Below are 15,584 nucleotides of genomic sequence, written 5' to 3'. Positions count from 1 at the left end.
TTTTAGACATTTGGGATGACACCTGAATCAATCATAATGATGATCCTTGGTTCCCCAATCGACTTAACACTTACATGATATCATCATATGAGCAGAGCGATGAATTATTCCGAAAGTCTCGCTTCCAGCGCGGCTTTCTCTTCTTCAAAGCCTGGTTTGCCCAGCAATGCAAACATGTTTTTCTTGTAAGCTTCTACCCCTGGTTGGTCAAATGGATTGACGCCCAGCAAGTATCCGCTAATGCCGCATGCTTTTTCAAAGAAGTATACCAGATATCCGAAAGAATATGGAGTCATATCTGGAATGTTCACAATCAGGTTAGGTACTTGACCATCTGTATGTGCAAGTAACGTTCCTTGGAATGCTTTTTTGTTTACGAAGTCCATCGTTTTACCTTCGAGGAAGTTCAGACCGTCCAGATCGTCTGCGTCAGCCTCGATGGAGATGTGCTCGGAAACTTCAGTCACTTGGATTACCGTTTCGAAGATGTTACGGCTTCCTTCTTGAATGAATTGCCCCATGGAGTGCAGGTCTGTTGAGAAGTCAACCGACGCTGGATAAATTCCTTTGAAATCTTTACCTTCGCTCTCTCCGAACAATTGTTTCCACCATTCCGATACAAAGTGTAGGGACGGCTCGTAGTTTACGAGGATTTCTGTACCTTTACCTTTGCGATATAGCGCGTTACGAACGGCTGCATATTGATATGCTTCATTCTCAGCTACGTTAGGGTTACTATATTCCTTCGATGCGTCAGCAGCACCTTGCATCATTTCTTCAATGTTAATTCCAGCAGTTGCGATTGGCAGCAAGCCTACAGCTGTCAGAACAGAGTAACGTCCGCCTACATCATCTGGAATAATGAAGGACTCGTAGCCTTCTTCGTTCGCCAGTTTTTTGAGAGCGCCGCGCTCTTTATCTGTTGTAGCGTAGATGCGTTTGCGAGCTTCTTCTTTACCGTATTTTTTCTCAAGTGCTGCGCGGAAGATCCGGAATGCAATCGCTGGCTCTGTCGTTGTACCCGATTTGGAGATTACATTTACAGAGAAGTCTTTACCTTCGACCAGATCCAGCAAATGTGTAACATACGTGGAACTGATGTTGTTTCCTGCAAAGTAGATCTCTGGCGTTTTGCGTTTATCTTTTGACAGGTTGTTGTAGAACGAGTGTGTCAGCATTTCAATCGCTGCACGAGCACCCAGGTAAGAACCACCGATACCAATGACGATCAGAACTTCTGAATCGCTTTGGATTTTGGCAGCCGCTTTTTGAATACGAGCGAATTCTTCTTTGTCATATGCCGTTGGAAGGTCAATCCATCCGAGGTAATCCGATCCGGTTCCCGTTCCATTATGAAGCTGCTCGTGAGCCAAACGAATAGGTTCAGCGAAATAGTCTACTTCATGTTGATTGACGAATTGTAGTGCAGTGCTATAGTCAAAAGTCACTTTTTTAGCCATGATCTAAAAAACCTCCTAATAATCGTTAAGTAATTTTCCGTTTTCCATACAAACAACTTAGCCTAAGGATACTTCAAATCCACCTTACTGACAAGCTTGCAACGCGAACTTTGTCGTTAAGTTATAAATAGCAAGAAGGGTAAACCGAACTCGCTAACGCGGTTCCGCTTACCCTTCTTATGTTATTCCGCCGGGTACGAGCAGACGTAGTCGGTAACGCTGCGTATCTCCAGTTTAAATTTGGAATTGGCAGGCACGTGGAACGTAGCTTGACCTTGAATCTCTTGCCAATCTTCTTCACCGGGAAGTAATACTTTCAGATCTCCGGACAGAATCTCCATAATCTCACGAGAATCTGTACCGAACTCGTAACTACCTGGAAGCATAATGCCCAATGTCACTTTGCTGCCATCTCCCAAAATAACCGTTCTGCTGGTTACCTGACCCTCATAATAAATGTTGGCCTCTTTAACTACACTCACTTGATCAAACTGTGACATGCGTACCCGCTCCCCTGAAGTTAATGAAAACAAAAGGCAAAACAGTTCAGGGTGGTTACCCACCCTTCTCTGCGGAAATAAGCTTTCAATCTATAACAGCGTTGGTCAGTCTATTACAGCAATGCTTTTACGCGGCTAACAACGTTATCCACGGTGAAGCCATACTCTTGGATAACACGGTCGCCAGGCGCGGATGCACCAAATGTGTTGATTCCGAGAATGTCGCCTTGATCGCCAACATATTTCTCCCAACCCATTGGATGAGCCATCTCGATTGCAAGACGAGCTTTAACGTCTGGAAGCAGGACGGATTCTTTGTACGCTTTGTCCTGTTTCTCGAACAGATCCCAGCTTGGCATGCTGATTACACGAACTTGGATGCCTTGCTCTGCAAGTGCAGCTTGAGCTTTAACAGCCAGTTGTACTTCAGAACCTGTAGCGATGATTTGTGCTACTGCTTTACCATCTTTTGCATCAGAAACAACATAAGCACCGCGCTTAACGTTCTCACGTGAGCCCTCAACTGTTCCTTCCAGGATTGGCAGGTTTTGACGAGTGAGTACCAGGGCAACCGGGTTGCTCTTATTCTCAAGCGCATAAGCCCATGCAGCAGACGTTTCATTACCATCAGCTGGACGGATCACCGTCAAGTTAGGAATGATACGCAGGGAAGCCAATTGCTCGATTGGTTCGTGCGTAGGACCGTCTTCACCAACAGCGATACTGTCGTGAGTCAGGACATACGTTACTGGCAAGTTCATCAGTGCTGCCAGACGAACTGCTGGACGAAGGTAATCTGTAAATACGAAGAACGTACCACCGAATACTTTTACGCCGCTGTGCAGAGCCATACCGTTCATTGCACCAGCCATACCGAATTCACGGATACCGAAGTAGATGTTGCGACCTGCATAATCTTCAGGAGTGAAGTTAGTCAGGTTGTTCAAGTGAGTCATCGTGGAGCTTTCCAAGTCAGCAGATCCGCCTGTCAGTTGTGGCACGTTGTGCGCCAGACCGTTCAGAGCGTTACCAGAAGCTACACGAGTAGAGAGCGCTTTGTCTGTTGCTGCATATTTAGGCAGATCACGATCCCATCCTTCTGGAAGGTCACCGTTGATTGCTGTTTCGAATTGAGCAGCAAGCTCTGGGAATGCTTTTTTGTACTCAGCAAACTTCTCATCCCATGCTTGGTTTGCAGCGATACCGCGCTCTTTCACTTGTGCAAAGTGATCGCGAACTTCAGCTGGTACGTGGAAGTTTTCTTCGTAAACCCATTTATAATATTCTTTAGTCAATTTAGCTTCTTCTGCACCCAGTGGAGATCCGTGAGTACCGCCGTGGCCGCCTTTACCTTGTTTGTTCGGGCTACCATAACCAATAACAGTTTTCACTTCAATCAATGTAGGACGCAGTGTGTCTGCTTGACCTTCTTGAATTGCTTTTTCGATTGCAGGCAGATCGTTACCATCTTCAACGCGCAGCACTTGCCAGCCATAAGCTTCAAAACGCTTCGCAATGCTTTCGGAAGAAGACAGATCCAATTTACCATCCAAAGTGATGTCGTTGGAGTCGAACAACATGATCAATTTGCCCAGGTGCAAACGTCCAGCCAGGGAAGCTGATTCATGAGATACGCCTTCCATCAAGTCACCGTCACCACAGATTGCGTATGTGTAGTGATCCACAACGTTAAATTGTTCTTTGTTATATGTTGCACCCAGTTGTGCTTCAGCCATCGCCATACCCACTGCCATTGCAATACCTTGACCCAGTGGGCCTGTAGTTGCGTCAACACCAGCTGTATGTCCGAATTCCGGGTGACCCGGAGTTTTGCTTCCCCATTGGCGGAACTGTTTCAGTTCTTCCATCGGCAAGTCATAGCCGCTCAGGTGCAGCAAGCTGTACAGCAACATGGAGCCATGTCCTGCGGACAGGACAAAACGGTCCCGGTTAACCCAAGTTGGGTGGTTCGGGTTATGAGTCATCGTTTTTGCAAAAAGTTGGTACCCCATTGGAGCGGAGCCCATCGGCATTCCCGGGTGTCCGGAATTTGCCTTCTCAATTGCATCAATCGCCAAAGTACGTACGGTTGTAATCGACAGATTGTCGATTGTAGTGTTCTCGTCCTTTTGAATCGCTTCGTTCTTGTCAGTCATGGTTTGTCCTCCTCATGTCTTTAGATAAGTCGGGTGCGCAAGCGAATCCCTCTCATCAATACCAAGCAAACCGTATATAACAATAAGTGAATCCGCTTGAGTGTTTCATTTTGACTTATTCACTTTTGTATTGTATCACTTGGCGTGAAGCTTTTCCATAACCTTCTTTTAGAAGTTCGGGAAAATTCGGTGATTTGCTACGAGAGATGGGTTCCTAGCGCCAAAAATCGAGTCAAAAAAAACATGTAGCCCATCTTTCGTCAGGACGAGCCTCGTCCATCCATCGGAAGAAGTATAACCTTTAACCAGAAAACCATACTCTTTTTGGCATGTAGATTTCATTTTAGTTTTTATTGGTATAACCCTGCCCATGTAATCCTGATTAGGAATCCAAAACGTAGTATACTTCAGGAGGCGAAGTTAAAATTTATGGATTGGAGGTATCGCTGTGTCTTCTGACCCTATTGTTAAACGTTCCGAGTTACCCCGTAACACTTTTCTAAGGTTCAAAGGCGTATGGACAGGTGTCCTTTCAGGTCTCGTACTTGGTTTTCTGCTTAAAGCGATTCAGTCATTTACTGGCATTGGGGTCTATACCTTGCTCCTAAACGTTGATTTCGTGCCCGGGCTTCCACCCACCTTGCCAGAATTCGTGGAATTTGCCCTGCACCTCGTTGTCTCCATCTGCATCGGCGCGTTCTATATATGGTGGGTACAGATTCGGCCTGAGTATCCCATGCTCAAGGGTATTCTAATTGGCGGGGCTTCCTCTCTTCTCTATATACCGCTATCCCAACTATCCACCCGTGTTCCAGATTTGAATGACACGCCAGCCATTTTGTACTGGGTCACAGCCCATCTAATCTATGGAGTTATTCTTGGTTTGTGTGCAAAAGGCTTTACTAAGCTCAAAAAAGGCGATCCCCTATGAAGTACATAGATAGGAGTCGCCTTTTTCTTTTGCCAGTTTATGTGGCTCCGAATCAACCTTGCACAGTATTAAAGCATAAGCTTAAAATACAACGGTTTTATTTTCGTGAACCAAGATACGGTCTTCTACATGCCATTTCACAGCACGCGCTAGAACAACACGTTCGATCGTACGTCCGATTCGTTTCAATTCAGTTACGTCATCCCCGTGGCTTACACGCTGTACGTCCTGCTCAATAATCGGTCCGCCATCCAGTTCTTCTGTAACGTAGTGAGCCGTAGCACCAATGATTTTAACACCACGGTTATATGCCTGAGCATAAGGCTTACCACCAACAAAGGCTGGAAGGAATGAGTGATGGATATTAATAATGCGATTACGATAATGTTCGATGAACATCGGTGAGATGATCTGCATATAACGCGCAAGGATAATGACGTCAATATCGTCACCAATGATGTCGAGCTGGCGTTGTTCTGCTTCCTTCTTCGTATCCGCTGTAACCGGAATATGATGATACGGAATACCAAAGGACTCCACATAATCTTTCATATCCAGATGATTACTAACAACCAGTGCAATGTCTGCGTCTAAGTCGCCTGCCTGCCATTGCCACAACAATTCAACGAGGCAGTGATCTTCTTTGGATACAAAAATAGCAAGCTTCTTCTTACGGCTTACAGCCGATAAAGTCCACTCCATGTTGAAACGAGTCGCTACTTCAGCAAAATCATCTTCCAGCTTAGGAAGACTCGCTTCGAGCTGTGGAAGGTCAAACTCAATACGCATGAAGAACATGCCGCCAGCCGGATCCATTGTGTACTGGTCGGACTGAACAATGTTTGCACCATGCTGGTGCAAGAAATGTGAAACAGCCGCTACAATTCCCGGCCCATCAGGGCAGGAAATGAGCATCCGCGCCCGATCGGCGCGGTTTTTAGCATCAGGACGTACTTGTTTAGCATGAATCTCCATCGGGTTATTCTTCCTCCTTCAAATTAAACCGTGACCAGTGCTTCCTTGCCTGCAAGCCAAGCAATCAAGCGTTGATTCAGTTGTTCCTCACTAAGCTGTGGGAACAGCGCAGCTTCAGCTACCAAGTCATATAGGCGCTCTAGCGGTTCACGTGGATCAGCTTTTTTGGCCTTGGCATCGTTCTTGAGCAAAGTCCACACATCGAGTACATAAGAACGAGCTTCAATCTCTTTCCCTTGGAAGAAGTGATGCAATTGCTCCACATCTGTCAGGAACTCTCCGCCAAATCGACCTTCCATATCGCCGCGCAGCAAAGCAATCTCAGCTTCGTACATCGGACGTTGTGTCTTGGCTTCCTTCCCGATCCAAGGCGTCTCCAGAATGAATGGGCGACCTTGTAGTGCTTCATGGTGAACAATACGATGAATCGCTTCATAACCAATCCAGCCAGAGCCAATCGGCGTATGGCGGTCTTTACGTGCGCCCACAGGGTTCTTACTATCATTAATATGCATAACCGCAATGCGGTCAAGACCTACGATTTCGTCAAACTGCTTCAGAACACCATCAATATCATTCACGATATCGTATCCAGCATCATGAATGTGACAGGTATCCATGCATACAGTAAGGCGTTCATTGTGCGTTACTTTTTCAATGATTTGGGCAATTTCTTCGAAACTACGGCCCATCTCAGTCCCTTTACCCGCCATCGTTTCCAAGGCGATATTTACATCAGTCTCTCTCACACCGTCTAGCACTTCATTCAGTCCTTGGGCGATCCGCTCAATACCATAATGTGCATCTTTATCGGTAAATGCACCTGGGTGCAATACGATATTTTTGACACCAATGGCATGCGTACGACGAATCTCTTCCTGAAGGAAACTTACTGCAAGCTCGTACGTATTTTCTTTGTACGAACCGAGGTTAATAATATAGGGCGCATGGACAACGATATCTTCCATTCCACCTGCTTGCATAGCAAGTTTACCTTCTTCAATATACATGGATTCGATAGGCTTACGACGTGTATTCTGCGGTGCACCTGTATATATCATAAACGAGCTAGAACCGTACGAGGACGCTTCCTTCGTTGCACTCAATAATCCCTTGTCCGAAAAGGACACGTGGGAGCCGATTTTCAGCATCATTGATCCCCCTTAATCTGAATTATCCCTTATTCTAACGCGATTATCGAAATAAATCTAGAAATGCGCTATAATTCGGGATATAGGCTATTTTTTACAGCTAACATCTGGAACATGGGCAGACGGATTTCGTCTATCTGTGAAAATCAATGAACCGAGGTGACTCCGCAATGATTTTCGATTCCTATGCTTTGACGCTGGCCAGCAGTTCACCCAGCAATTGGTTTATGAATACCATGGCATTCTGGACATTTGTTTTGCTCGGCAGTATGTGCATTGGCGGATTTTTTATGATGCGCAAATTCCTGAAGGTTCTCCCAAAGGCAGACGGGAAGTCCAAGCTAGATTGGCAGAATCATTGGGTCGAGACAAGTCGTCACTTATGGACAGACGAAGCCAAGGCTTTTTTGGATCAACTTGTGGAACCTGTTCCCGGTCCTTTTCGTGATATCGCCAAACATTCCATCGCTGCTGAGATTGGTAGAATCGCTGTGGAAGATCAAGCTACAGAAGTTTCAAGAGATCATTGCATCAAAGGATACATTATTGCCACCCCGAAGCGTGATAATAAGTTCCTCGTGAAATTCCTAGAGAAAAATAAAATTGATTATCTGCCTTATAAACATTTAATAAACAAATAAATAATTGAATAAGAAATTAAACGAGTATTACTTAAATAGTTGTACTTCTAATCTTAATTGAGATTTTCACTTAAGTTAATTAGGCTCTTATTTTCACAAAGCTCCGTCAGGTAAGACCCATTTGAGGCATGGCTTACCAGTCGGGGCTGTTTGTTGATCGTTCGTCAGGGTAATTATCAGCATAATGAAATAAAAGGAGGGTAAATTTGCATGAAAATTGCTATTTGTGGAGGAACGGGATTTGTCGGAGGTGCACTTGTCGATTATTGGTTGCAGGCGGGATACCATGTGAAAATCATTACACGCAAACTGCCCGACCTTCATAACCCTAGTGAGAACCTTACATATATCTCTTGGGAGCAAGTCGAAGAGCAGCCTCATCTGTTAGAAGGAATGGATGCCTTGGTGAACCTTGCTGGAGAGACACTGAATCAGCGCTGGACAACCAAGGCAAAATTAGAAATTGTGGAATCGAGAGTAACGACCGTTGCTCGTGTAGCTAAGCTCGTAAAGTCACTGGAGAACAAGCCGGAAGTCGTCGTTCAAGCATCTGCGATGGCGATCTACGGAACGTCTCCAACCGAGACCTTTGATGAGAGCAGCCCGCAAAAATCAATGAATTTTCCATCTCGTGTATCTGAACAATGGGAAATAGCAGCCGATGCCATCCAAGATGTACGACTGGTGAAGATCCGGGTAAGTCTTGTCCTCGGTCATAAAAGAGGAGCTTTCCCCCTCATGAAATTGCCTTACATGTTAGGGGTTGGAGGTAGAATCGGCAGCGGCAAGCAGTGGACCAGTTGGATCCACATTATGGATATCGTGCGGCTTATTGAATTTACGATCCAGAACAAAGACATCTCAGGGCCGGTGAATGCGTCATCGCCGAACCCTGTAACAAATGATGAGTTTGGGCGCGTTGTCGGGAAGGTGTACCATCGCCCGCATTGGTTCCCCGTACCTGGTTTCCTCATCAAGGCTGTGGTAGGTGAACTCTCGGTAGTGCTGCTACAAGGACAGCGCGTGATTCCTCAAAAGGCTATAGATCACGGGTTCGAATTTACATTTCCTACACTAACTAAAGCGTTAGAAGACCTGAAGCATCGAGACTTATCCGACTGATCGATAGGTATATGATGAATCAGCTAACGTAAATGTATCTCCATCCTGCAACGGATATTCTTTGTACGGGGCAAGTGGATTGCCTTGAAGAATCGTGCCATTGACAGACCCCAAATCCTTGATCACATAGCCCGTTTTGTTCCGGCTCAATTCCACATGAGCACGGGACACACCGGTTGCTGTATCGACCCACTGCACCATCTCTGCTGATCTACCGATTACAAACGAAGCTCCGCTTACATCCATTCGTTCATTACGCTCACCCGTCGCTGAACGGCGTTCCAGATAATATGCAGGCGTAGCTGTGCCCGTTAATGCTTGTTCCCCACCTCCGACATTCTGCAAATTAACCGTTAGCTCTGTTGCCATATGATAACGTGGTAATTCAGAAGTTGATGGAGCGATAGGTGTAGACTGCGGAGTCAGATTATTATGCGTTTCCGTATGCAAATCCTGAAAACGAGTGCTCATACCTTGACTTACGTAACCAGGTGTAGTGGAAGCTTGATCGACTGCCCGTGCAGGAGCATTCCAACGCCAGTTCTCCTGAAACATCTCTTCCTCTTCTTTAGGGCGTTTCTTGCCTAACCCAAAAAAGATAGGTTTTTTATCGGTCAAAGGCTCCATGGCATTCGAATCTGAATCCGAGTAGGGATATGCATTCAGTTTCTGATCTGCTTTATTGCGCTTCGTGTTGCCTTTTGCTGTATTAAATTTCCCTTTACTCAACCATGCCCATGCCGCAATGGCAAGCAATACAGCACTTAATGCAGCAGACAGGATCATTTGTGTCTCACCTGGCTGCTCCATATAGATGAATCTCCATACCAATGCCATGCCCACCATACAGCCCAACAGGATATAAGTTACTTTGGAAGAAGCTGCTTTCTTCTCGCCTTCATCGTCCAACGGTTCATCATACATAACACCTTGTACTGACGCGTTATTCGAACGCCCCAATGATTGTTCATTACCGATTCGAGACTGAGGTGGTACATCTCGTTGGGCACGTGTAGTTGAAGAGCTAGGCATTGCCCGGTTCACAATGTCCAGCTCCTTTTCTTCAGGAGTCTTAGACTGTTTACGCCAATGGAGCTGAGGTTCTGATTCATTAGATACATGCTGCGGCGAGTAAGACTCCCGACTACTAAATTGTGGCTGACCTATTTGAACCTCTTCTAAAGCAGGATTACCTGTTAATTGTGCGTCCTTAAAGGCGAACCCGCCGTCTCCAGTTGACACTGAAGATAGAAACTCAACGTTATTTGAACCTTTTTGTTCATCTGCATACAGCTCCATCAATAACTCTCGTAAATTCTGAATATTCCATTGTTCCGTATCGCATGACTGCAATACACGCTGAATGCCTTGTCCTTGTAATTCCTTCGTATGTGCCATTAGTCGAATGACCAGTTCACGAAAATGTAGAGGTGTAGAATCCACTTCTGGCGTATCCATGAGAGGTACGTAGACTAAACCAAGCTCACCCTGGTCAAGCGATCCATTTACGAATATATATTCTTCTTGCAGCATCAATTTACGTGACTCTAACATATATTGACGACATTCGGTAAAGGTGTCCGCAAGCTGATACAATAAGCCATATAATACAACCATCTCAATCTTGCTCGACTTCAACACCTGTGAAAGCATTTTATAGCCTGAGATGTCATACTGTAACGTCACCGTGCTGTCCACTTCACGAATGTGGATAGGTAGTAACCGTGGAATCGAATTGGCAGTGAGCATGCCCGTCTGAACTCGGCTCAGGTTCTCCATCTTCAAGCCTTCCGGTTTCTCCAGAACCATAAAGGCTCCACCGTTGCGAATAAAATCCCTTGTTAATCCATACATACCGATCCTCTCTCTCCCATACTATGTAGATTGAATTATAATTACTTAAACGGACCGCTCCTGATGACAAATCAACCTTTGGATCGCTGATACCCCATCCCAGTTCTTCGATTCATTTTCATAATAGAAAATCACACTCCATTTACATCGCATTCATGTACACATAGACACTGATAAACCCAGGTAAAACAGCCAGCATAAATGGAAACTTTAATGTCTTATCTTGACTAACCAGTTGGAGCGAACCAAGCATGAAGAAGCCTGCAAGCCCACTTGCCATGGCACGTATTCGTTTGGCAAAATCTCTGCGGAACAACAGGATGATCAATCCAATTGCGCCAGCATACAAAATGGAATAGACCAATACATGAATGCCAAACATAAGCCCTGTCCATGCTCCAATGCCGCCAAATAACTTGACATCTCCCGCACCAACAGCTCCAAGTGCATACATTAGAAACATAATTGCGAAACAAACCGCAAATCCTGTTATTGAAAATATGAACCCTTCCCATCCCTGCCAGATCGTATGCGCTAAGAGCCCTGCTGCTGTTACAGGCAACGTCAGCCGATTAGGAATTTTCATTGAACGTACGTCTGTAACAAAGGCGGCGAGTACATAGATACCACATATCATAGAGAACCATGTCACTTCTGACTCTCCTCCCTTCTAGAGTGGTACTGAAGAAAACCGATTTCTTGAACACTCACTTCTACTACTTTCTTGAAGCAACATCGAACACCGTTTCCATCACAACACCATCCGCTGTCTCTACAACAAACGTCCACGTGCCTTCCGTTGTACGTGTCCCAACAAACCATTCCCACTGAATCTCGCCGTTCTCATCTGCAGTTGCCCAACCAATGTGCTTGGCTGTACTTTCCCCCGACTTGTAAAAGATCGTTAGATTCGCCGTGGTTCCAGGCTCGACCTTAACCTTAATCATGGCATTATTGCCTATGTATGCAGGCTCAGGCTTGGACAACACCGTAACAGAACCTGTTGAATCTGTGCCATCTCCACTACCGTCAGTGCCCTCTCCTGTATCTCCAATCCATAATCGTTCTGCGGCAGAAGCCTGAATTCGTAGCGATTTGCCCAGAAAAGGTACCTTGAGAGGCAAATCATAACTCAGCTCAAGTCTGAAATACGGATTGGTCTTGTTTTTAAGATTAGGGATAGATATCCCATTCACATGTACTCGTTCATAATCCAGTAGAGAAGTATTCATGAAGGGTTTAAGTAGCGGCTTTACAACTGGGTCTAGCACAGCTTCTAGTACAGATGTTTTGATCTCCTGCAAAGGCTGCTCCCCTCGAGCTGCTGCTGCCCGTACCCAGTCACTAAGGGGCTCAGGTAACGAAGATGCATACCCTTCTGCCCACTCTGTGAGGGATAACTCAGGTATTTTCCAACCAGTACCCGAATCACTGCTTCCGCTGCCAGCTGAATCAGAAGGGGTAAATACAAGGGATACGGGATAGATCTTGGTAGAGAGCTGTTTCACGGCTTCGCCTGCTGTACTTTGTAGCCCAGTAGATACCAGTGTCATTTGCACAATGTAGATTAGAAACATGACAAAGAACAAAAATACAGGTAACACTAACGAAGCTTCCAGCACGATGCTGCCTCGTTCCTTTTTCAGAGAAAAGCTCATTCTCTCTTGATGAGCCTGCTGTTGATACTGCTGATCATGCTTATCCATATTCCCTCCACCAGAACGAACCTCATTATTCAGTAGGAATAATCCGCCTTCCGATCAATGAAAAGCCGCCCATTCTCAACCTCATCTGCACTGCCCAATACTGCACCTATACTTTTGGCGACGCCAGGCAGGAACCACAATTTGATGCTGCTTCGTATCGTGCTGGACGCATAAGTCTGCTTCTCATCTGGGTTCACACCCGTATTCAGCCTGATCAGTGCAAGCATCCGCGACATTTTCCGTTCATTATTACTATGCATTAGCAAAAACAGCCTGAGATGATCCCGGTATGTCAATTTGACTTTGATATAATCGGACAATTCAACGCTGCCCTCTTTCGCAAGAGTGACCATATCTGCAATCGCATGTGTAATTCCATATAAAATAGCTGCAGAGAGTACCAGAAGCGGGTTACCTAATTTGCTATTCTTCACTAACCCCTCTGCGGTACGAATTGCTAGTCGCATTCCAAAGATCTCAGCATATGCAACCGCAATGTTACCTGAAGGATTATGGAAACCGTAAACGATATACTCCAGCTCTTGATTCTCAAGCTTAAAGACATCACCTGCATCTCCACTGCCCTCAGTCCAACTAAACAGTTGTCCAAAATCCATCGAATTGAAATAGGCCAGCGCATACTCGTTCTGGAATAACTCATCCCCGAGACTGTCCAGTAGTCCAGACATCCCACCAAACAAACTGTCCATCCCGTTCATGGCATTGCCACCAGAATCGTAAGGATCTCCATCAATTTCAGCTTTTTTAGCCTCTTCCCGACTCGTCTCGTTAAAAGAAATATTTGCGTTGTAGTACGTCTCTAATTGCTTGAATGCTTCCTTAGATCCTGAACTGCCCTTTTCAATCTGTGACAACATACGTTTAACTTCCTTTAGCTTGCCTTTCGATTCTTTGTCGTTCGCTTTACGCTGAGCATCCGAGCCTCGACCCTCTTCAAGCTGCTTTTTACTTTGCATGATGACGTTTGAAGATCCGCTACGTATATAGGTATCCATATATTGCTCTGTAGTCCGACTTGCTTGTGTAACTGCGGGTTTAATTGCCACACCGTTTACAGCCGTGACACTATGAAGCTGCATATTTAGTTCCATACTATCCGCTCGAACGTGACTGAAATCTGACGTCTGTGAACGAACTCGCGCATTCAATTGATCGAATAAAGAATCAGCTCTCACAAGTTCAGAAGCAATGGAACGCGTACTTCTGGCCTCATCACCTCGCCCAGCAGATGAAGGGCTCGCGCCAGGCAGCGATGAATTACCTACGTTATCGTAGCTAGCATTCTCTGAACGATTCTCTCCCTCAGCTATAACTCGCTTCATCTCTTCGTTAATCTGGCGAGCCTCTTCGATCTTGGCATGTGCTTCCTCCAGTTTGGTCTGATGCGTCTGATAAGCAGGCTGAATAGTCATGCTTATACCTGTCGCGACCTTGCCAACCCCTGTCCGATAACGACCCAGTTCTACTATGTACATTTGCTGGGTGAAGGGCAGACCCTCGTCGATTTGCTTTTTATTAAGATAATCAGCGTAACGGGCTGCAGCTTCAGCAGCAGTCTCTGGTGCTTCTCTTAGCATCTCATCATATATGGCAGACGAAGGCGGCTTCATGATCAGATCCGGAAGATTTATCAGCTTTTCCGCCGCTTCTGTCTGATTCTCAATCGCTTCATCCAACAATTTTTCTCGCTTGTCATATAGCTTCTGCAATTTTTTGAGCAAATCCACTGTATGTGCTGCTTCCTTCAAGTCTTCTGACATCGGCTTGAAACGATTGACCACTTCAAGGGTAAAATCGACAGGTGCCCGATATTTCATATCCTCTTGAATCTGACGGTTGAAGATCTCGTATTTACCTAATTGCCGATCCATACTTAAAGATGTTGTATCCCACTGGATATCAAGAATCGTAAAACCATCCTTTACCGCAGATGGCTTCACACTGTCATTCAGCACCTTAGCCATAATGGCTTCGCTGCTACTATCTCCATAAGCAAATAATCCATATTCGCGCAGTGATGGGTCATATGCCGACATGACAGATCTTAGAGCAGCATGTGTCATACGTTCAGCCTGCACTTTGAAAGCAGCTATGCGAGCATAATCAATGAACACAGCAACAAACATATACACGCCTGCCAAAATTAATATTAAAAAAAGGGTTACGGCTCCCGCTTCACCATCTTTTTTTCTAAACAGCGCTCCCCCCTCCTTCTGTCACTTTTTACGGTTCCCGAAATATTGCACGACTTGACCCGCTTCCGCAGCGTTGCTATCTCCGGTTCCACCTTTGCCTTTGAACTTGGCTCCATAATAACGAATTAAATCCACCGTTCGAATGAACTCTACCGGCTCAACAACCGCAGATGATGCAGTTGTAAACACACTGTTACCTGAATCAAATAAGAAGGAAGGTAGCGGCAGAGATATCATCTGTTCAAGCTTGGTCGTTACCTTACGCTGGATCAGGGTATTCTGGTATTCAATCGCTCCAGTCATAGCCGTAGGCATGCCTTGAACTGCTTGAGACAACTTTTGTTCAGATAAGCTACCGCCTTCACCCGCCGGCACCGAAACCTTAACTTGATTATCAGCTCCTGCCCAGCCAAATAGTGCTCCGAGCAACTGGTCATCCTTTAATCTCCAGTACAGGTTGTCGTACTCCCCCGTGGCAAACTCTCCGGTCATCGCTTGCTTATGACTGTTATCCCAGCTGTAAGCGGCCCGCTCGGATGCAGCATATGCATGCTGATTCAAGAACGTTTTTTGATACATATACATGCTGAAGAAAAGCAGGATAACAAGCGTAAACAACACAACTGGGAAGACTAGGGAGGCTTCAATCGTGAAGCTCCCCTCCTCCTTATTCCTCCGGTTATCCTGGGAAGAATTCATCACTTTTGGTATCCACCTTGCCAAGAAGGTCCTTGACCAATTCAGATATTTTATCCTTGAATATCAAAGCAATGATGATAATAACGCCGATAATCAAGATGAGCTCTAGCGTACCCAGCCCATCCTCTTCCTTCCAAAGTCCATTTACCTTGTTATTCAATAATTCCAGCATC

14 protein-coding genes are annotated in these 15,584 nt (G+C 45.5%); 3 read left to right on the top strand and 11 right to left on the bottom strand.

What is annotated here, in order from left to right; genetic code table 11:
• Nucleotides 1–104: 104 nt before the first annotated feature.
• The 3 genes from J2T19_RS09265 to tkt all read right to left on the bottom strand — a co-directional run bounded on the left by J2T19_RS09265 (nt 105) and on the right by tkt (nt 4,116).
• On the bottom strand, nt 105–1,460 hold the full coding sequence (locus J2T19_RS09265) for a glucose-6-phosphate isomerase (RefSeq protein WP_307214967.1): 1,356 nt from the start codon (nt 1,458–1,460) through the stop codon (nt 105–107).
• Nucleotides 1,461–1,642: 182 nt separating this feature from the next.
• Nucleotides 1,643–1,960, bottom strand: a complete 318-nt coding sequence (gene ppnP / locus J2T19_RS09260) for a pyrimidine/purine nucleoside phosphorylase (RefSeq protein ID WP_056699507.1) — start codon at nt 1,958–1,960, stop codon at nt 1,643–1,645.
• 113 nt (nt 1,961–2,073) lie between these two features.
• Complete coding sequence (tkt, locus tag J2T19_RS09255; protein WP_307214965.1) at nt 2,074–4,116, bottom strand: transketolase; 2,043 nt, start codon at nt 4,114–4,116, stop codon at nt 2,074–2,076.
• 448 nt (nt 4,117–4,564) lie between these two features.
• On the opposite strand from tkt, the gene J2T19_RS09250 reads away from it, so the two are divergent.
• On the top strand, nt 4,565–5,047 hold the full coding sequence (locus tag J2T19_RS09250; RefSeq protein ID WP_307214963.1) for a hypothetical protein: 483 nt from the start codon (nt 4,565–4,567) through the stop codon (nt 5,045–5,047).
• A gap of 81 nt (nt 5,048–5,128) precedes the next feature.
• Here the strand turns inward: J2T19_RS09250 and purU are convergent, their stop codons facing one another.
• Nucleotides 5,129–6,022 carry a formyltetrahydrofolate deformylase gene (gene purU, locus J2T19_RS09245; protein WP_056699513.1) on the bottom strand — a complete coding sequence of 298 codons (894 nt, stop codon included), beginning with the start codon at nt 6,020–6,022 and terminating at the stop codon, nt 5,129–5,131.
• Nucleotides 6,023–6,045: 23 nt separating this feature from the next.
• On the bottom strand, nt 6,046–7,173 hold the full coding sequence (locus J2T19_RS09240; protein ID WP_307214960.1) for a deoxyribonuclease IV: 1,128 nt from the start codon (nt 7,171–7,173) through the stop codon (nt 6,046–6,048).
• A gap of 170 nt (nt 7,174–7,343) precedes the next feature.
• Here J2T19_RS09240 and J2T19_RS09235 point away from each other — a divergent pair, with 170 nt between their 5' ends.
• Together J2T19_RS09235 and J2T19_RS09230 are read left to right on the top strand one after the other, a co-directional pair.
• On the top strand, nt 7,344–7,814 hold the full coding sequence (locus J2T19_RS09235) for a DUF2621 domain-containing protein (RefSeq protein WP_307214958.1): 471 nt from the start codon (nt 7,344–7,346) through the stop codon (nt 7,812–7,814).
• Nucleotides 7,815–8,024: 210 nt separating this feature from the next.
• Complete coding sequence (locus J2T19_RS09230) at nt 8,025–8,936, top strand: TIGR01777 family oxidoreductase (protein ID WP_307214956.1); 912 nt, start codon at nt 8,025–8,027, stop codon at nt 8,934–8,936.
• Here J2T19_RS09230 and J2T19_RS09225 read toward each other — a convergent pair.
• The 6 genes from J2T19_RS09225 to J2T19_RS09200 all read right to left on the bottom strand — a co-directional run bounded on the left by J2T19_RS09225 (nt 8,925) and on the right by J2T19_RS09200 (nt 15,583).
• On the bottom strand, nt 8,925–10,790 hold the full coding sequence (locus J2T19_RS09225; protein WP_307214954.1) for a DUF6382 domain-containing protein: 1,866 nt from the start codon (nt 10,788–10,790) through the stop codon (nt 8,925–8,927). The genes J2T19_RS09230 and J2T19_RS09225 overlap by 12 nt on opposite strands.
• Before the next feature lie 142 nt (nt 10,791–10,932).
• Complete coding sequence (locus tag J2T19_RS09220; protein ID WP_307214952.1) at nt 10,933–11,442, bottom strand: A24 family peptidase; 510 nt, start codon at nt 11,440–11,442, stop codon at nt 10,933–10,935.
• 64 nt (nt 11,443–11,506) lie between these two features.
• On the bottom strand, nt 11,507–12,496 hold the full coding sequence (locus J2T19_RS09215; protein WP_307214950.1) for a TadE/TadG family type IV pilus assembly protein: 990 nt from the start codon (nt 12,494–12,496) through the stop codon (nt 11,507–11,509).
• Nucleotides 12,497–12,525: 29 nt separating this feature from the next.
• Nucleotides 12,526–14,643: a hypothetical protein gene (locus tag J2T19_RS09210; protein ID WP_307214948.1), complete on the bottom strand. Its 2,118-nt coding sequence runs from the start codon at nt 14,641–14,643 to the stop codon at nt 12,526–12,528.
• Between the two features lie 90 nt (nt 14,644–14,733).
• Nucleotides 14,734–15,411 (bottom strand): TadE family protein, encoded by a 678-nt coding sequence (locus J2T19_RS09205; protein ID WP_307215322.1) that lies wholly within the window; start codon nt 15,409–15,411, stop codon nt 14,734–14,736.
• Nucleotides 15,392–15,583: a Flp1 family type IVb pilin gene (locus J2T19_RS09200; protein ID WP_307214946.1), complete on the bottom strand. Its 192-nt coding sequence runs from the start codon at nt 15,581–15,583 to the stop codon at nt 15,392–15,394. The genes J2T19_RS09205 and J2T19_RS09200 overlap by 20 nt, the downstream gene beginning before the upstream one ends.
• Nucleotide 15,584: the final 1 nt, after the last annotated feature.

Source organism: Paenibacillus tundrae, from assembly GCF_030812775.1.
In the GTDB taxonomy this organism is placed as follows: domain Bacteria; phylum Bacillota; class Bacilli; order Paenibacillales; family Paenibacillaceae; genus Paenibacillus; species Paenibacillus tundrae_A.
The sequence above is the reverse complement of the archived record's forward strand: the minus strand, read 5'-3'. Positions and strand labels throughout refer to the sequence as shown.